This window comes from Microbacterium sp. CFBP9034 (genome assembly GCF_034045255.1).
Lineage (GTDB): Bacteria > Actinomycetota > Actinomycetes > Actinomycetales > Microbacteriaceae > Microbacterium.
In genome coordinates, this window is sequence record NZ_JAXCWC010000002.1 from 876,461 (window position 1) to 893,480 (window position 17,020).

14 protein-coding genes are annotated in these 17,020 nt (G+C 72.0%); 10 read left to right on the top strand and 4 right to left on the bottom strand.

Annotated elements, in window-relative coordinates; translation table 11 throughout:
- Position 1: 1 nt before the first annotated feature.
- From SOM19_RS15400 to efeB, 6 genes are all read left to right on the top strand, one after another.
- A complete protein-coding gene (locus SOM19_RS15400; RefSeq protein WP_320487463.1) occupies positions 2 to 1,627 on the top strand; it encodes a DNA polymerase Y family protein in 1,626 nt (541 codons plus the stop codon).
- A gap of 33 nt (positions 1,628 to 1,660) precedes the next feature.
- Positions 1,661 to 5,518: an error-prone DNA polymerase gene (locus tag SOM19_RS15405; RefSeq protein ID WP_320487755.1), complete on the top strand. Its 3,858-nt coding sequence runs from the start codon at positions 1,661 to 1,663 to the stop codon at positions 5,516 to 5,518.
- A 200-nt stretch (positions 5,519 to 5,718) separates the two neighbouring features.
- Entirely contained in the window at positions 5,719 to 6,117 is a 399-nt protein-coding gene (locus SOM19_RS15410) for a glucose-6-phosphate dehydrogenase (protein ID WP_320487464.1), read from the top strand.
- 425 nt (positions 6,118 to 6,542) lie between these two features.
- The gene (gene efeU, locus SOM19_RS15415; RefSeq protein WP_320487465.1) at positions 6,543 to 7,535 is read left to right on the top strand and encodes an iron uptake transporter permease EfeU; all 993 of its coding nucleotides are present in this window, start codon (positions 6,543 to 6,545) and stop codon (positions 7,533 to 7,535) included.
- Positions 7,532 to 8,761, top strand: coding sequence for an iron uptake system protein EfeO (gene efeO / locus SOM19_RS15420; RefSeq protein ID WP_320487466.1), 1,230 nt, complete (start codon positions 7,532 to 7,534; stop codon positions 8,759 to 8,761). Before efeU ends, efeO begins: the two co-directional genes overlap by 4 nt.
- A 1-nt stretch (position 8,762) precedes the next feature.
- Positions 8,763 to 10,082 carry an iron uptake transporter deferrochelatase/peroxidase subunit gene (gene efeB / locus SOM19_RS15425; protein ID WP_320487467.1) on the top strand — a complete coding sequence of 440 codons (1,320 nt, stop codon included), beginning with the start codon at positions 8,763 to 8,765 and terminating at the stop codon, positions 10,080 to 10,082.
- A 56-nt stretch (positions 10,083 to 10,138) separates the two neighbouring features.
- On the opposite strand, the gene SOM19_RS15430 is transcribed toward efeB, so the two are convergent.
- Positions 10,139 to 10,561 (bottom strand): SRPBCC family protein, encoded by a 423-nt coding sequence (locus tag SOM19_RS15430; protein WP_320487468.1) that lies wholly within the window; start codon positions 10,559 to 10,561, stop codon positions 10,139 to 10,141.
- 94 nt (positions 10,562 to 10,655) lie between these two features.
- On the opposite strand from SOM19_RS15430, the gene SOM19_RS15435 reads away from it, so the two are divergent.
- From SOM19_RS15435 to SOM19_RS15450, 4 genes are all read left to right on the top strand, one after another.
- Positions 10,656 to 11,174 carry a putative immunity protein gene (locus SOM19_RS15435; protein WP_320487469.1) on the top strand — a complete coding sequence of 173 codons (519 nt, stop codon included), beginning with the start codon at positions 10,656 to 10,658 and terminating at the stop codon, positions 11,172 to 11,174.
- A gap of 85 nt (positions 11,175 to 11,259) precedes the next feature.
- Positions 11,260 to 13,110, top strand: coding sequence for a gamma-glutamyltransferase (ggt, locus tag SOM19_RS15440; RefSeq protein WP_320487470.1), 1,851 nt, complete (start codon positions 11,260 to 11,262; stop codon positions 13,108 to 13,110).
- Positions 13,107 to 13,925, top strand: a complete 819-nt coding sequence (locus SOM19_RS15445) for a patatin-like phospholipase family protein (RefSeq protein ID WP_320487471.1) — start codon at positions 13,107 to 13,109, stop codon at positions 13,923 to 13,925. Before ggt ends, SOM19_RS15445 begins: the two co-directional genes overlap by 4 nt.
- Positions 13,926 to 14,055: 130 nt before the next feature.
- On the top strand, positions 14,056 to 14,358 hold the full coding sequence (locus SOM19_RS15450) for a hypothetical protein (RefSeq protein ID WP_320487472.1): 303 nt from the start codon (positions 14,056 to 14,058) through the stop codon (positions 14,356 to 14,358).
- Between the two features lie 40 nt (positions 14,359 to 14,398).
- On the opposite strand, the gene SOM19_RS15455 is transcribed toward SOM19_RS15450, so the two are convergent.
- The 3 genes from SOM19_RS15455 to SOM19_RS15465 all read right to left on the bottom strand — a co-directional run bounded on the left by SOM19_RS15455 (position 14,399) and on the right by SOM19_RS15465 (position 16,941).
- Positions 14,399 to 15,433 (bottom strand): DUF4037 domain-containing protein, encoded by a 1,035-nt coding sequence (locus SOM19_RS15455; RefSeq protein WP_320487473.1) that lies wholly within the window; start codon positions 15,431 to 15,433, stop codon positions 14,399 to 14,401.
- A gap of 67 nt (positions 15,434 to 15,500) precedes the next feature.
- Positions 15,501 to 16,307: an MBL fold metallo-hydrolase gene (locus SOM19_RS15460; RefSeq protein WP_320487474.1), complete on the bottom strand. Its 807-nt coding sequence runs from the start codon at positions 16,305 to 16,307 to the stop codon at positions 15,501 to 15,503.
- A gap of 70 nt (positions 16,308 to 16,377) precedes the next feature.
- Positions 16,378 to 16,941: a small multidrug efflux protein gene (locus SOM19_RS15465; RefSeq protein WP_320487475.1), complete on the bottom strand. Its 564-nt coding sequence runs from the start codon at positions 16,939 to 16,941 to the stop codon at positions 16,378 to 16,380.
- Positions 16,942 to 17,020: the final 79 nt, after the last annotated feature.

Below are 17,020 nucleotides of genomic sequence, written 5' to 3' on the forward strand. Positions count from 1 at the left end.
CATGGTCAGGGAGTCTCCCGTCCGGAGCCTCGTGCTGTGGTTCCCCGACTGGCCGGTCACCGCGCTGACGCGCGACGGCGGCGGCCTCGCCGGCGGTGCGCCGCTCGATCCCGGGCAGCCGGTGGCGGTCATGGAGCGCAACCTCGTCACGGCATGCTCGGCATCCGCACGAGCCGAGGGGGTGCGCCGTGGGCAGCGCCGCCGCGACGCCCAGGCCCGCTGCCCCGGGCTCACGGTGGTGGCGGCCGACCCCGCGCGCGACCATCGCGCGTTCGCCCCCGTCGTGTCGCGCATCGAGGAGCGCGCACCCGGAGTTCAGCTGGTGCGCCCCGGGCTGTGCGCCCTGCGCGCGCGGGGTCCGGCCCGCTACTACGGCGGTGAGATCGAAGCGGCGCGCGTGCTGCTCGACACGCTGGCTGGCCTGGGTCTCGGCGACGTCCGGGCGGGCATCGCCGACGGGCCCTTCACCGCCGAACAGGCCGCCAAGGCGGGCGCGAGCCGGGCCGAGCCCGTCTGCGCGGTGCCGGCCGGCGGGGCCGCGGGATTCCTCGCACCCCTCTCGGTGTCGGTGCTCGACGCGTCGTCGCTCGGCGTCGGCACGCCGTCGGCGTCGGCTCCCGCCTCGGCCGATCTCGTCGGCCTGCTCGCTCGCCTCGGCGTGCAGACGCTCGGCGACTTCGCGGCGATGGAGCCCGATCGGGTGCGCGAGCGCTTCGGAGAGCGCGGCATCCGTCTGCACGCCCTCTCCGGCGGCCGCGACTCCCGCCCGGTCGAGCCCCGCACCCCACCGCCCGAGCTGCATCGAGAGATCGCCTTCGAGCCGCCGCTCGAGATCGCCGACCAGGTCGCCTTCGGCATGCGCGTCACCGCCGACGCCTTCATCGCGGGGCTCGGTGCGGTCGATCTCGTCTGCACCGAGCTGCGCGTCGAGCTCGTCGGCGATCGGGGGGAGCGCAGTGAGCGGGTGTGGCTGCATCCCGGATCCTTCGATGCGGCCGCGGTCGTCGACCGGGTGCGCTGGCAGCTCTCCGAGGAGTCCGAGGGGCTGCGCAGCGGGGTCGCACTGGTGCGGATCTCGCCCGAGGCGGTGGACGCGGCATCCCATCACGCCCCGGCGATTTTCGGCGGCGGACCCGAGGAGCGCGTGCACCACGCCCTGTCGCGCGTGCAGGCGATGCTCGGGCATCGCGGCGTGCTCACCCCGGTGATCGGCGGCGGCCGGTGGCTCACCGAGCGGCAGGTGCTCGTGCCGTGGGGTGACCGGCATGTGAAGGGGCCGGACGGACTCGCGGCGCAGCGCGCCCGGCCCTGGCCGGGGAGCCTTCCCGATCCGCTGCCCACGACGGTGTTCGCCGAGCCGATCCCCGTCGACGTGCGCGCGCTCGGCGGCGAGACGATCGACGTCGACGACCGGGGCAGCGTCTCCGCGGTCCCGGCGCTGCTCATCGAGAGCGGGCGCCGGCGGCCGATCGAGGCCTGGGCGGGGCCGTGGCCGGTGGTGGAGCGCGGATGGGATGCCGTGCGCTCGCGTCGTGCGCACCGGTTCCAGGTGGTCGACGCCGACGGCGCGGCCTGGCTGCTGGTGTGCGAGGGAGACAGCTGGACGGCGGAGGCGACCTATGACTGACGTGTGTCGGCGCCCCGGGCGGGGCGGTGGCTGATGGGCTTCGACAACCCCTCGGTGCCCTGGTCCGAGATGGAGCGCGTGCTCAGCGGGCGGCGGCGTCCCGGTGGGCCGCCCGCGGGCGCCGACGGCGGCGACAGCCCGGCCTGGTCGCACAAGCGCGGGCCGTACGTCGCGCCCGGCATCGAGCGCCCCGCAGAGTCGATCCCGTACGCCGAGCTGCACGCGCACTCGTCGTTCTCGTTCCTCGACGGGGCCTCGTCTCCCGAGGAGCTCGCGGAAGAGGCGGAGCGTCTGGGGCTCCACGCCCTCGCGATCACCGACCACGACGGCTTCTACGGCATCGTGCGCTTCGCCGAGGCGGCCGAGACGCTGGCGCTGCAGACCGTGTTCGGCGCCGAGCTGTCGCTCGAGCTGCCGAAGCCGCAGAACGGCGAGGCCGATCCCGTGGGCACGCACCTGCTCGTGCTCGCGCGCGGCGAGGAGGGGTACCACCGCCTGGCCGGGGCGATCACGCACGCGCAGCTGCAGGGTGCCGAGAAGGGCCGCCCCGTCTACGACCTCGACGAGCTCGTGGCGCAGGCGGCGGGGGAGTGGGCGGTGCTCACCGGCTGTCGCAAGGGGGCGGTGCGTCGCGCCCTCGCCGAGGAGGGAGCGGATGCCGCGGCCCGCGAGCTCGACCGGCTCGTGGCGATGTTCGGGCGCGATGCGGTGCACGTCGAGCTCATCGACCACGGCAATCCGCTCGACACGCGCGACAACGATGTGCTCGCCGGCCTCGCACGGGAGCGGCGGCTGCCGCTGCTGGCGACCAACAACGTGCACTACGCCGTGCCGCGCCGGCAGCTCCTCGCGGCGGCCGTCGCCGCGGTGCGGGCGAACCGCGGACTCGACGAGCTCGACGGCTGGCTCCCGTCGCACGCCGGCGCCCACCTCCGCTCCGGGGCCGAGATGGCCGAGCGCTTCGTCCGGCATCCCGATGCGGTGGCCCGCACGGTCGCCCTCGCCGACGAGCTCGCCTTCCCGCTGCGTCGCGCGAAGCCTGCGCTGCCGAAGCAGGAGGTACCCGACGGGCACACGCCGATGTCGTGGCTGCGGCACCTGGTCTGGGAGGCGGTGCCCCGCAAGTACCCCGACCTTTCCGACAAAGACCGGGCGCGCATCGAGAAGGAGCTCGGGGTCATCGAGCTGAAGGACTTCCCCGGCTACTTCCTGATCGTCTACGGCATCGTGCAGGAGGCGCGGCGCCGCGGCATCCTGTGCCAGGGCCGCGGTTCCGCGGCCAACAGTGCGATCTGCTACCTGCTCGACATCACCGCGGTGGACGCGATCGCATACGACCTGCCGTTCGAGCGCTTCCTGTCGAGCCTGCGCGACGAGGAGCCCGACATCGACGTGGACTTCGACTCCGATCGCCGGGAGGAGATCATCCAGTGGGTCTACGGCCAGTACGGGCGCGAGCGCGCGGCGCAGGTGGCGAACGTGATCCAGTACCGTCCCAAGAACGCCGTGCGCGACATGGCGAAGGCGCTCGGGCACTCCCCGGGTCAGCAGGACGCCTGGTCGAAACAGGTGGAGGGATGGGGCGCGCACCTCGAGACCGGGCCGGGCCACGACATCCCCGATCAGGTGCTCGAGTTCGCCAGTGAGCTGCTGAAGGCGCCGCGGCACCTCGGCATCCACTCCGGCGGGATGGTGCTGACCGACCGGCCGGTGGGCGAGGTCGTGCCGATCGAGCACGCGCGCATGGAGAACCGCACGGTGATCCAGTGGGACAAGGACGACGCCGCCTGGATGGGGCTCGTCAAATTCGACCTGCTGGGGCTCGGGATGCTGGCCGCCCTGCAGTACTGCTTCGACATGATCCGCGCCTCGACGGGGGAGGACTGGGAGCTCGCGACCCTGCCGAAAGAGGAGCAGGCCGTCTACGACATGCTGTGCCGGGCCGACTCGATCGGGGTGTTCCAGGTCGAGTCGCGGGCGCAGATGGGTCTGCTGCCGCGCCTGCAGCCCCGCCGGTTCTACGACCTCGTGATCGAGATCGCCCTGATCCGTCCCGGTCCGATCCAGGGCGGCGCGGTTCACCCGTTCGTCAAGCGCAAGCTCGGACTCGAGGAGGTGACCTATGCCCACCCCAAGCTCGAGCCCGTGCTCGCGCGCACGCTCGGCATCCCGGTGTTCCAGGAGCAGCTCATGCAGATGGGCATGGCGGTCGGCGGTCTGAGCGGCGAGGACGCCGACCTGCTGCGACGGGCCATGGGATCCAAGCGCGGGGTGGAGCGCATCGACTCGCTCAAGGAGAAGCTGTACGCCGGCATGGCCGAGAACGGGCTCGTCGGCGAAGAGGCCGACGCGATCTACGCCAAGATCCAGGCGTTCGCGAACTTCGGGTTCGCCGAGTCGCACTCCCTCTCGTTCGGGCTGCTCGTGTACGCCAGCTCGTGGATCAAGCTGCACTACCCCGCGGCGTTCCTCGCCGGGCTGCTGCGCGCCCAGCCGATGGGCTTCTACTCGCCGGCCACCCTGGTCTCGGATGCCCGCCGGCACGGCGTCGAGGTGCGCCGCCCCGACCTGCACCTATCCGGCGTCGAGGCGGCGGTCGAGCCGGTCGGGGAGGGTTCGGGGTTGGGGTCGGGGTGGGGGAGCGGCCCAGCTCAGGAGATCAGCCCGGATCAGGATGGAAACGGGGGAATCGGTCCTGAATTCGGCGGATCTCCTGAGCTCGGGCGGCGGCCGGGCGAGATCAGGCGCACCGATGGACAGTCCACCCGCGGACAGCCCGGCCTAGGGATCGGCCCGGCTCAGGAGATCAGCCCGGATCAGGACGGAAACGGGCGGATTGGTCCTGAATTCGGCGGATCTCCTGATCTCGGGCGGCGGCCGGGCGGGATCAGGCCCACCGACGGACAGTCCACCCACGGGCAGCCCGGCCTAGGGAGCGGCCCAGCTCAGGAGATCAGCCCGGATCAGGACGGAAACGGGGGACTTGGTCCTGAATTCGGCGGATCTCCTGAGCTCGGGCGGCGGCCGGGCGGGATGGGGTCGACCGGGGCGCGGCCGGACGAGCCGGAGCAGCCCACCCAGCGACCGACGGGGCTCGACTCCTGCACCCACCGCATCCAGCCGCCGGTGGGCAAGTTCGACCGGCGCGCTCCCGACGAGTCCGCCGCCCACCGCCGCGACGGCGGGTTCGCGGTGCGGCTCGGGCTCGCCGCGGTCAAGGGCATCGGGTCGAAGGTCGCCGAGCGAATCGTCGCCGCGCGCGAGGCCGACGGACCCTTCCGCGACCTGCGCGACCTGGTGCGGCGCACCAGCGTGACCGCCGCCCAGCTCGAGGCCCTCGCCACCGCCGGAGCGTTCGAGGGCATGGGGCTCGCGCGGCGCGAGGCGATCTGGCTCGCCGGCTCGGCGGCGCTCGACCGGCCGGAGTTCCTCCCCGACTCGCTCATCTCGGTGCAGCCGCCCCTGTTCACCGATCCCACCAGCTACGAGAGGCTCGCCGCCGACCTCTGGGCGACCGGGGTCTCGACCGACGACCATCCGATGACCCACTACCGCTCCGGGCTCGACGCCCGCGGGGTGCTGACCTCGGGCGAGCTGCGCACCCACGACGTCGGCCGCCGCATCGAGGTCGCCGGACTCGTGACGCACCGCCAGCGGCCGGCCACGGCATCCGGTGTCACTTTCATCAACCTCGAGGACGAGCACGGCCTGGTCAACGTCATCTGCTCGGTCGGGGTCTGGAATCGCTACCGCCGTGTGGTGCGCGACGCTCCGGCACTGATCGTGCGGGGGATGCTGGAGCGCTCGGTCGAGGGAGTCACCAACCTTCTCGCCGACAGGTTCGAAGACCTCCGGGTGGGCGTGAACCACCAGTCCCGGGACTTCCGATGAGCCGCGGACCGCCCCGCGACGCCCCGCTGCGAGGACCGCCGCGCGGTACGGCAGCGAGCTGCGGACGCCCCGCGATGCAGCGCTGCGTGCACCCGCTCGTGCATCTCGCGCCCAGCCGCGGAAGGTATCCTCGAAAGCGCTCCGGCCGACGATGAGGCTCTCTCACGTCGCCATGGTCGGACGCCGGGAAAGGGACTGTCATGAAGGTCGTTTCGAGCTCCGACTGGCGAGACGGCCTCGCATTCGAGTCACCGGCCCTCGTCGCCGACATCTCCCCGGGAGAAGACGCCCGGTGCGTCGCGTGCGGCGCCGAGTCCGAGCTGCTGCCGCGCACCGAGCTGTGGGCGGTCAAGCACCGGCATCCGAAGAACCACGACGGCTTTGTGCGGTTCTACTGCCGCGCCCACGTGCCCGCGATCAAGCGCGTCGAGGCGCCGACCACCCGGCCGGCCCGCACGGCCGCGCCGCGGGCAGAACGCCAGGTCGCCCCCCGTCGCAGCGCGGCCGCCGTCGAGCGACCCCGCGACCTGTGCCCCGACTGCTTCGTCGAGATCCCGCCGACGAACGTGTGCGGCATGTGCGGGCGCACGTTCGCCTGACCGGCGACGTGTGCCGGAAGTGCGAAACGCAGCTTCGCCTGACCGTGCCCGTGTGCGGCAGTGCCGGCACGCGTTCTCCTGACCATCTGCGTGTGCTGGATGGCGGGCGCAATCTTGCCTGACCGCGAGACTCCGAGTCTGCTGGCGCAGCTTGGCCCCACCGTGTCCGTGTTCGGGCGCAGCCTCGCCTGACCGTCCACGTGCTGGATGGGCGGGCACAGCCTCACCTGGCCGCGCACGTGCGCGCGTTCGCCTGACCGACGAACGCGGCGGGACGGGACGGGCAGCACCCCCACCTGCCGGTCCCCGTATGACGGCGCTGATTCGCGAACGTCGCGGCACCGGGACTACGCTGGGTAGGTGAGGCTACCCTCACTTCGCACGCGATCGCGTGCACCCTCCTCTCTCCCTCTCCTGGATTCCTGGTGCTCGCAACCTTCCTGATCGGCCTGCGCGAAGGCCTCGAGGCCGCGCTGGTCGTCGGCATCCTGGTCGCCTACGTCACCCGGCTCGGCCGCCGTGACGTGCTGCCACGACTGTGGACGGGCGTCGCCCTCGCCGTCGGACTCGCGCTCGTCATCGGCGCGGTGCTGACCTTCGGCGCCTACACGCTCACGTTCGAAGCGCAGGAGCTGCTCGGCGGAACGCTCTCGCTCCTCACGGTCGCGATGGTGACCTGGATGATCTTCTGGATGCAGCGCACGGCGCGCACGTTGAAGAAATCGCTCGAAGGCGGCATCGATCGGGCCCTCGCGGCCAGCAGCCTGTGGGCCGTCGTCGCCATCGGCTTCATCTCGGTCGCCCGCGAAGGCATCGAGACCACGCTCCTGCTGTGGTCGATGGTCCAGTCGTTCGGCGACGCCCCGACAGCGCTCCTCGGCGCACTGCTCGGGCTGGTCGCGGCGGTCGTCCTCGGCTGGCTGCTCGCGAGAGGGATGCTGCGCCTCGACCTCCGCCGGTTCTTCACGTGGACGGGCGCCTTCCTCATCATCGTCGCCGCCGGCGTGCTCGCCTACGCGATCCACGACCTGCAGGAGGCGGGCGCGCTGCCCGGACCCTTCACCGCCGCCGCGCCCATCGATGCCGTCACCGGCGCGGTCGCCATCGGCTGGGCCGCCTTCCCCTTCGGCTGGGCCTTCGACGTGAGCGCGGCGATCCCGCCCGGCTCGCCGCTGGCCGCGATCCTCCAGGCCACGGTCGGCTTCATGCCCAGGATGTCGTGGCTGCAGGTCGTGGCGTGGGTCGTCTACGTCGCCGTCGTCGGCACCGTGTGGGCGCGGGGCCAGTTCCGCCCCACGCGCCCCACCGCGACCCCGGCCCCCGCCGCCACCCCGGCCCCCGCCGGCACCCCGGCGACCACCGCCGCCGCACACGATCCATCCTCCGTCTCGACCACTTCACAGCAGGGAGCAGCATGACCACCCACCGCCTCCTCGGGGCCATCGCGATCGCCGGAGCCGGCGCTCTCCTCCTCGCGGGCTGCGTCGCGAAAGCGGATGCCGCGGCCTCCGATGCCCTCGTCGTCACCTCGACGGCCGACGGCTGCGAGGTCTCTGGCTCCGCAGCGGAGAGCGGGACCCTCGCGTTCGAGGTCACCAACGGCGGCGACGAGGTCACCGAGTTCTACCTCCTCGCCGACGACGGACTGCGCATCGTGGGCGAGGTCGAGAACATCGCCCCCGGCGCATCGCGCACCCTCACGCTCACCGCGCAGCCGGGGGAGTACTACACCCTGTGCAAGCCCGGCATGATCGGCGACGGTGTCGGGCGCGCCGGGTTCTCGGTCACCGGCGACACCGTGGCGATCGACGGACCGGATGCCGAGCAGAAGCAGCAGGCCGTCGACCTGTACGCCGCCTTCGTCAAGGACCAGGTGGGTCAACTCCTCCCGGCCGTGGAGACGTTCGCCACCGCGTACGAGTCCGGCGACGACGCGGCCGCCCGCGAGCAGTTCCCCCAGGTGCGTGCCTACTACGAGCGCATCGAGCCAGTTGCCGAGGCGCTGGGCGACCTCGACCCGCGCATCGACTACCGCGAGGTCGACGCCGTCGCCGAAGGGCTCGACTGGACCGGCTTCCACCGCATCGAGAAGGACCTCTGGGTCCCGGCCGAAGACGCGCTCAACGCCGACGGCGAGACCCCGGCGTGGCAGGACTGGGCTCCGTCCACCGAGGAGGAGCGCATCGGCTACGGCGACCAGCTCATCGCCGACACGCAGGAGCTCTACGACTACGTGCACTCCACCGACTTCGAGACGGCCCTCGACGCGCAGGGCGTCGCCGGCCTGTCCAACGGCGCACGGGCGCTCCTCGACGAGGTCGCCACCGGCAAGATCAGCGGCGAGGAGGACTGGTGGTCGGGGACCGACCTCTGGGACTTCGCGGCCAACGTCGAGGGGTCGAAGATGGCCTTCTCGCTCGTCGAGGACTTCGCCGCCACCAAGGGCGACGAGGGCGCGGCACTGGTCGACGACATCGCCGCCGGGTACGTGGCCCTCGAGGCGGCGCTGGCCGAGCACGGTTCGCTCGCCGAGGGGTTCATCAACTACAGCGAGCTCACTGACGACGACAAGCGCGAGCTCACAGACCTGCTCAACGCCGTCGGCGAGCCGATCTCCCAGCTCACGGTGACCGTCCTGGAGTGACATGACCGACACCACCCACGAGCAGACCCCGACGGGCGCAGCGGCCGACAGCGCCGCTGAGCCTGCGGGCGTCTCCCGCCGAGGTCTCCTCGGGCTCGCCCTCGGCGCGGGCGCTGCGGGCCTCGCGCTCGGCGCCGGTGCGGGCGCCACGGCCGGCGTCGCGGTCGGGCGTGCGAGAGAAGCGGATGCCGCGGCATCCGCCTACGACTTCTTCGGTGCCCATCAGGCCGGAATCACCACCCCCGTGCAGGATCACCTGCACTTCGCGTCGTTCGACATGATGGCCCGCACCGATCGCGACGACCTCGTGACGCTGATGCAGGACTGGACGTACGCGGCCGCGCGCATGAGCCAGGGGCTCGAGGTGAGCGCCACGGGTGCGGTGGGCGGTTCGCTGGAGGCCCCGCCCGACGACACCGGCGAAGCGCTCGGTCTCCCCTCGAGCCACCTCACCCTGACGTTCGGCTTCGGTCCGACGCTGTTCGAGGCCGACGGCGTCGACCGCTACGGCATCGCGGCGGGGCGCCCGGCGGGCCTCGAACGGCTGCCCGCGTTCCTCGGCGACGACCTCGATCCCGACGCGTCGGGGGGCGACCTGTGCATCCAGGCGTGCGCCGACGATCCGCAGGTGGCCGTGCACGCGATCCGCAACCTCAGCCGGATTGCCTTCGGGCGGGCGCGGCTCCGCTGGTCGCAGCTAGGCTTCGGCCGCACCTCGCGCACGACGACGGCGCAGGCGACGCCGCGGAACCTGTTCGGCTTCAAGGACGGCACGGCGAACATCCTTGCCGACGATGCCGCCGCGCTCGACGACCACGTGTGGGTCGCGGCATCCGATCAGCCGGCGTGGATGGCGGGCGGTTCGTACCTCGTGGCCCGCAAGATCGCCATGATGATCGAGACCTGGGATCGTGTGCCGCTGACGGAGCAGCAGACGATCATCGGTCGGGACAAGGGCCAGGGCGCGCCGCTGTCGGGCGGCGACGAGTTCACCCAGCCCGACTTCGCGGCCGTGAGCGGGGGAGCACCGGCGATGCCGGCGGCCAGCCACGTGAGGCTGGCGCATCCCGAGCTCAACGGCGGGAACCGGATCCTGCGGCGCGGCTACAACTTCGTCGACGGCAACAACGACCTCGGGCGCCTCGACGCCGGGCTGTTCTTCCTGTCGTTCCAGCGCGAGCCCGACCAGTTCGTGCGCCTGCAGCGCGCGCTGTCGACCGACGTGCTGAACGAGTACATCCGGCACGTGGGGTCGGGCATCTGGGCGGTCCCGCCCGGAGCGACCCCCGGCTCGTACATCGGCGCCGGCCTGCTGGCCTGACTGTCGCTCGGTCGGCCGGGTCAGGCCCGGTCAGCCGGGTCAGGCCCGACGCGAGGTCAGGCCACCTCGAGGAGTGTCGCGAGGGCCGCGAGGTCTCGATCGAGGCTCTCCTGCACGTCGGTGCCCATCTGGGTCGCATACGCCTCGGCGCGGGGACCGGTGAGCCAGGCGCGCAGCACGACATCGCTCCCGCCGCCCTCCGCCGGCAACGCCTCGTGGTGGACCGTCAGCTCGGCGTCGTCGAGCACGGTGGTGTCGGCGTAGACCCGGCCGGGCACGCACGCGGTCACCACGAACGGCGCCTCGTGGCCGCCCCGCACCCTGAGCACCCCGCGGGCGCCGATGCGGAACGGCTCGTCGAGGCGCAGGAACTCCATGCCCTTCGCCCACTCGGGGTGCGTCGCGAGGTCGATCCAGCGAGCGTGGAAGGCCTCGGGCGAGGCGGGGGAGCGGCGGCGGGCGTGCGCGATCTCGATCACGCTCCTGACGGTAGCGGCGACGCCCGACACCGGGCTCATGCGGTAGCTTGCCGGGATGCCTCTCGATCCGACCCTCGAACCGGCGGCGTAGGCCATGCCGATCCTGCCTGCCGAGCGCGATCCCCGGCTGATCACGGTCCGCCGCGGCGGGACGCTGACCGACGAGCACCACCGGCTGCTCGCGGAGTGGGCGGCGCAATGCGCCGAGCACGTCCTGCCGCTGTTCGAGCTGGAGCAGCCCGGCGACACCCGCCCGCGTGACGCCATCGAGGTCGGCCGGATGTGGATCCGGGGCGAGCGCACCATGCGGGAGGCTCACCGTACGGCCTTCGTCGCGAACGCGGCCGGGCGGGGACTGCCCGATCCGGCGAAGTTCGCGGCGCTCTCAGCGGGACAGGCGGTGGCGGTGGCGCACGTCGCCGCACACGAACTGGGGGCTGCGGCCTATGCCATCCGGGCCGAGGCGGCCGCGGCATCCGAGGGCGAATCAGAGTCGGCGCGCATCCGGGAACGGGACTGGCAGCGTGACCGGCTGCCGGGGGAGATCCGCGATCTCGTGCTCGACGATCAGCGGCTCCGCAGCGCGATCTGCTGGAACGCCTTCGACGACTGAGGCCGATCGGCCGCCATTGCCGACCACCAGGTCTCGGACTACGGTGAAGAGGATCCGCACCACCCCTCGCCAGTTCGGGGTTCTCATGGTCCACATCACGCACACGTCCGCTCGCCGCGGCGCGGGCATCGTCCTCAGCGCGGCGCTCGTCGTCGGAGCCGTGGCGGTCGCCGGCCCGGCCGCCGCGGGGCAATCGACCCTCGCGGGCGCGCCCGTCGCCGCCGGTCGCCCCGCCCCACCTGCGCCCTCGACGTCGACCGGATACGGCGGTGCGGTGTCCTCCGTCGATGCCGAAGCGAGCAAGGTCGGGCTCGAGGTGCTGCGCAAGGGCGGCAATGCCGCCGACGCCGCCGTGGCCACCGCTGCGGCCCTGGGCGTCACCGAGCCCTACAGTGCGGGCATCGGCGGCGGCGGGTACTTCGTGTACTTCGACGCCGCGACGGGCGAGGTGAGCACGATCGACGGGCGCGAGACCGCCCCGGCCGGCATGCCGACGACGGCGTTCATCGACCCGGCGACGGGCGCGCCGTATGCGTTCCCGGCTGCGGTGTCGTCCGGCCTCTCGGTCGGAGTGCCGGGCACCCTGGCCACCTGGGAGGCGGCGCTCGAGCAGTTCGGAACCGAGTCGCTCAAGAAGATGCTCAAGCCGTCGATCGTGCTCGCCACTCGTGGCTTCAGGGTCGATGCGACCTTCGCGCAGCAGACGGCCGACAATCAGGCGAGGTTCGCTGCGTTCCCCGACACCGCGGAGCTCTTCCTGCCGAACGGCGCCCCGCCGGTCGTGGGGTCGACCTTCCGGAACCTCGACCTGGCGAAGACCTACCTCCGGATCGCCCTGCGCGGCACCGACGCCTTCTACGAGGGGGCGATCGCCGACGAGATCGCCGCCGTGGTGCAGGACCCGATCACGACGCCGGGCGCGACGCTGCCGGCCTACCCGGGCTACCTGACGGCCGACGATCTCGCCGACTACACGGTGCTCGAGCAGGCTCCGACGCACATCGACTACCGCGGCCTCGACGTGTACGGCATGGCGCCGTCGTCGTCCGGGGGCACCACCGTGGGGGAGTCGCTGAACATCCTCGAGAACTACGACCTCTCGGCCGCCCACACGCCGCAGGCGCTGCACCTGTACCTGGAGGCGACCGCTCACGCCTTCGCCGACCGCAACGCGTACGTCGGTGATCCCGCGTTCGTCGACGTGCCGACCGAGACCCTGCTCAGCCAGGAGTTCGCCGACGCCCGCGCGTGCGTGATCGATCCGGATGCCGCATCCGTCAAGCCGGTCGCCCCGGCGCCGCTCACCGCGGCCGGCTGCGAGGCCGTGGCCGCCGCGGAGGCCGCCGACACCGAGAACATCTCGACGACCCACCTGTCGGTCGTCGACCGGTGGGGCAACGCCGTGGCCTACACGCTCACGATCGAGCAGACCGGCGGGTCGGGCATGACCGTTCCCGGTCGCGGGTTCCTGCTCAACAACGAGCTGACCGACTTCAACTTCGCGCCGACCACTCCGACGGATCCCAACACCGTCGAGCCCGGCAAGCGGCCCCGGTCCTCGATGTCGCCCACGATCGTGCTCGAAGACGGCGAAGTGCGGCTCGTGGTCGGCTCGCCGGGCGGATCCATGATCATCACGACGGTGACGCAGGTGCTCATGAACCGCATCGATCTCGGGATGACGCTGCCCCAGGCGGTGGCGGCACCTCGGGCGTCGCAGCGGAACAGCGTTGCGGTCGCGGCCGAGCAGGCCTTCCGCACGCAGTACGAGAGCGCGCTCGCGGCTTACGGCCACCAGTTCACGACCGCCGCCGAGATCGGTGCGGTGGCCGCCATCGAGGTGGACGAGAACGGCCTGATGACCGCCGCGGCAGAGCCGGTCCGGCGCGGTGGCGGCACGGGTCTGGTCCTCAAGCCCGTCAAGACGGTGAGGTGAGCGACGACCCGGGCCGGGTGAGCGCCGACCCGACCCTAGGGCTCACCCTCGGTGGCGGTGGCGCCTTCGGCGCGGCCCACGTGGGCGTTCTCCAGGTGCTCGCGGAACGCGGCATCCGTCCGGGAATCGCCACGGGCACCAGCTCCGGTGCCCTCGTCGCCGCCGCCTATGCGGCGGGACTCGAGCTGTCGGTGATCGAGCAGGCGGTGCTGCAGTTCCGCTGGCGCGCGATCGCGCGCTGGTCGTTGAGCCCGCGCTGGGGCCTGCTCGACACGCATGCGGTGACGGATGCCGTCAGCCGGGTCTTCGGAACCGAGCCGCTGATCGAAGACCTCCCGCTGCGGTTCGGCGCGGTGGCGACCGACCTGCGAGCGCGCCGCACCGTCACGATCGACAGCGGTCCGCTGAGCGTGGCGCTCAGGGCGACGATCGCGGTCCCCGGGCTGCTGCCACCCGTCCGTCGGCACGGCACCCTGCTCGCCGACGGCGGCATGCTCGACAACGTCCCCGTCGGCCCCACCCGCGCGATGGGCGCTGAGCGGGTGGTCGTCGTGCGTCTGCACGCCCGGTGGGAGAACGTGCGCATGATGCGCACCGTCACCCGCACCGCCGATCTGGCGGACGACCCGTCGGTGCTGCTCATCCAGCCCGAGATGGAGGGCATGGCGCAGTGGATGATGTCCGATGTGCCGCGGCTCATCGCCGAGGGGCGCCGGGCGGCGACCGTGGCGCTCGACGCCGCGGCGCTGGACGGGCGATTCCTGGGTACTGCCGACCCTGATCCGATGGACGAGCGGATGCCGCGACCGCTGTGATCGCGGCCCCACGGCGACCGGTGGGGAAAAGCCTGGGCCATCGGGTCTGACAGGATGGGCCGATGCCCTCCGCCCCGCAAACGCCCACGTCGGCGGACGCGCACGCGCTCGCCGGGCCGGGGGAGCCCCGATGACCCGCCGCATCGACATCACGCTGCACAAGCCGTGGTTCGCGCTCTACGCCCGTGTGAAGCCGACGCTCGTGGTCGACGGTCGCGGTCACCCGGCGCAGTGGGGCGTCGGCACGTGGCAGGTCCCCGTCGACCGCACTGTGCAGGTCAGCGTGTACGTCTTCAACCGCGTGTGGCGGTTCGGTCAGGCCGAGTTCGCCTTCGAGCCCGGTCACACGCCGGCGCTCGTCTACCGGGCGCCCGCGCTGCCGTTCCTCCGGGGCCGCCTCCGCCTCGCCTCGAACCAGGACGCGTCCGCCTAGCGGGTCGCCGCGAAACGGGTCACTCGCTGATCACAGCGGCTCAGTCCGCGACGGCGGCCTTGCGAGCGTCGACATCGATGAGCACATCGACGTTGTCGGTGCGCTGCTCCACGGAGCCGCGGCCACGGGGCAGGAGGCGGACACTCGGATCGGCGACGCTGTTCAGGAGTTCGGCGACGATGGCCGGGTCGGGGTGCAGATACGGCCGATCCCAGAACGGGATCGTCGCCCGTGTCGTCGCGGTCAATCCGAGCGCGTTCTGACGCTGGAGTATCGCGTCGAGCGCCACAGCGACACCGCGCTGTCGGCCGGCGAGGTCGGCGGAGCGGAGCGTCGCATCGACCGCCGCACCCACCTCGGGTGCGGAGGCCAAGGTCTGGAAGACGGTGCCGAACCACTTCGAGTACGGCGGCCAGCGCCGTTCCACCATGAATGCCAAGTGCATGACGCTGTGCGCGAGTCGCGCCGCGATGAGGCGGGAACCGACGTCGTCACCGACGTCGGCAGCGCGTCCCATGAGCGGCAGCTCCTGCTCGATGCGAATCCAGTCGCACGCGAGCACGTAGCGCCACACGTCGTCCGGATACCACTCCAGCGCTCGTCGAGCGGCGTCGAGCTCGCCTGAGGAGTCGACGAAGACCGGACCCGCGACAACTTCGAGTGCCGCCTGCCCCGAGAGGGAGAGCCAATCGCGGGCCGATGCGCCCGAACGGGGATCGAAGCCGATCCGCGTGTGGAGGAACTCCGACACGCTCGTCACGCCGACGTGGTGTCGCTGCTCCGTCTCGCCCGTGAATGCGAACCGCACCGGCAGGCCGCGGAAGCTCTCTGGAAGCGTCCGCCCCAGCTCTCGGTCGACCTCGGTGACGGCGTCAGTCGGGACGAAGAGGCTCAGCCGCAGACCCCAGTCATGATCGCGCGACATGGCGTCGTCGAGACCGAGGACGTCCGAACCGGGCCCCAGTCGCCCGGCCGAGTAGCGAAGACCGGGGAATCGCTCGGTCAGCAGCGGCTCCACGATCTCGAGGAAGTACGCGCGGGCGAGGCCGGCGCCGCTCGTCTCGGTATCGGTCACCGTCCCATCCTGGTGCAGCGGTGCGGAGGGAAGCCCGATGGTCTCCCGAAGCCGGTGCTCGCGACCCTCATTGCGCCCGCAGCTGGGCGAGCCGCTCCACCTGCCACTCGTGCACGTCGGGCAGCCACTCCAGCGGAGCCGAGGGGCCGACCCGCGGGTCGTCGATCTCGGAACCGTCTCGCGCGGCCTCCACGTAGGCGCGATCCAGTTCGATGCGCGCCCGAAGCTGCCCCATGCCGACGGAGCCGTGACCGGGGATGACGGCATCCGCTTCATCGATCACGCTCTCAAACAGTTGCAGCGCGGCCAGATAGTCGTCGATCGGATGCGCGGCCTGCAGGTCGAGGAACGGCATCAGGATGTCGGACAGCATGTCGCCGGCCACGAGCACCCTGCGCTCCTGGATCAAGAGCGCCGCGTGGCCGGGCGCATGCGCCCGATGCTCGATGATCCGCACGGTCGGTCCGTCCCAAGGCACCTCCGTGGCCCCGGCGGGCAGCCCGGCGAGCAGGCCGAGCAGCTCCATGGGGATCTCGTCGGCATGCTCCGGGGGCAGGCCTTCGGCCACCTCGGCCTGCCAGTCCGGATGGGTCAGCACCTCGCGGATGGACGCCGCGCCGCGGGCCGTCCCGTAGCGGGGGACATCGCCGAAACTCGGATGCCACAGCACGTGGTCCCAGTCGGGATGCGTCGAGAATCCTGCGACCACCGGCTGCCCCAGTTCGCGGAGGTCCTCCGCCAGGTGGGCCAGTTCGTCGCGGGTGATGCCCGGGTCGATGAGCAGCACACCCTCCCGGCCCTGGACGACGACGGAGTTGCTCTGGAGGAACTCGCTCTCGTGGACGTAGACGCCCTCAGCGACCTGGTTCAGCATGGTGCTCCGATCTGCGCGGGGATGGCACTGCGTTCGAGACGGTATTGCCTGGCGGAATGCCCGTCAATGATCACCGCACGGCGTAGACCGCGCCGCCGACGATCACCGCGACCGCGGTCGTCCAGCCGATGATCGCGACGGCCTGCCAGATCAGGATGCGGACGGTGCCCACGCCGGCGGCCGCGAGCATGGTGGCGGTGAACTGCGTCGGGAGCAGCAGCGGGCCGAGCAGGCTCACCCCGGGCACGCCGTAACGCTCGAAGGCTCGCTGGAATTTCGCGGCGCGGGGCGAGGCGGCCGCGCTTTCATCGAGTGCTCGCTTGCTCGCTGCGGGCGGTGCCTCGTCCTGCCCGCCGGCCACGACCCTCTCGCGAGCCTCCTTGCGGGTGCGGTGCCGCCCGACGACCTTCGTGCGGGCACGGGAGCTGAGCAGCACGAGCACGGTGACGCACAGGAAGTTGCCGATCACCGCGGCCACGACGGCGACGACGGGCGGGATGCCGCCGATGATGCCGATCGTTGCGGCGCCCTCACCCTCGATGAAGGGGATGGCGCCGGCCGCGGCCACGATCAGCGGCTGGACCAGCTCGGGGACCTGCGCGACGAGGTCCTGGAAGGTTTCGATGAGGTTCATGGGATGTGTGCTCCTGCCGGTCGGGCGGTCGCATCTCGACGCGCTCCGTGGTGTTGCGTCAAGCTCATCGGACCCCGGC

Excerpts from the sequence above, each read along its gene's own strand:
- SOM19_RS15405 (WP_320487755.1), top strand. The coding sequence starts at position 1,661 with ATGGGCTTCGACAACCCCTCGGTGCCCTGGTCCGAGATGGAGCGCGTG.
- SOM19_RS15465 (WP_320487475.1), bottom strand. The coding sequence starts at position 16,941 with ATGAACCTCATCGAAACCTTCCAGGACCTCGTCGCGCAGGTCCCCGAG.
- ggt (WP_320487470.1), top strand. The coding sequence starts at position 11,260 with ATGGTCCACATCACGCACACGTCCGCTCGCCGCGGCGCGGGCATCGTC.
- SOM19_RS15400 (WP_320487463.1), top strand. The coding sequence starts at position 2 with ATGGTCAGGGAGTCTCCCGTCCGGAGCCTCGTGCTGTGGTTCCCCGAC.
- efeB (WP_320487467.1), top strand. The coding sequence starts at position 8,763 with ATGACCGACACCACCCACGAGCAGACCCCGACGGGCGCAGCGGCCGAC.
- SOM19_RS15450 (WP_320487472.1), top strand. The coding sequence starts at position 14,056 with ATGACCCGCCGCATCGACATCACGCTGCACAAGCCGTGGTTCGCGCTC.
- SOM19_RS15435 (WP_320487469.1), top strand. The coding sequence starts at position 10,656 with ATGCCGATCCTGCCTGCCGAGCGCGATCCCCGGCTGATCACGGTCCGC.
- SOM19_RS15460 (WP_320487474.1), bottom strand. The coding sequence starts at position 16,307 with ATGCTGAACCAGGTCGCTGAGGGCGTCTACGTCCACGAGAGCGAGTTC.
- SOM19_RS15410 (WP_320487464.1), top strand. The coding sequence starts at position 5,719 with ATGAAGGTCGTTTCGAGCTCCGACTGGCGAGACGGCCTCGCATTCGAG.
- efeO (WP_320487466.1), top strand. The coding sequence starts at position 7,532 with ATGACCACCCACCGCCTCCTCGGGGCCATCGCGATCGCCGGAGCCGGC.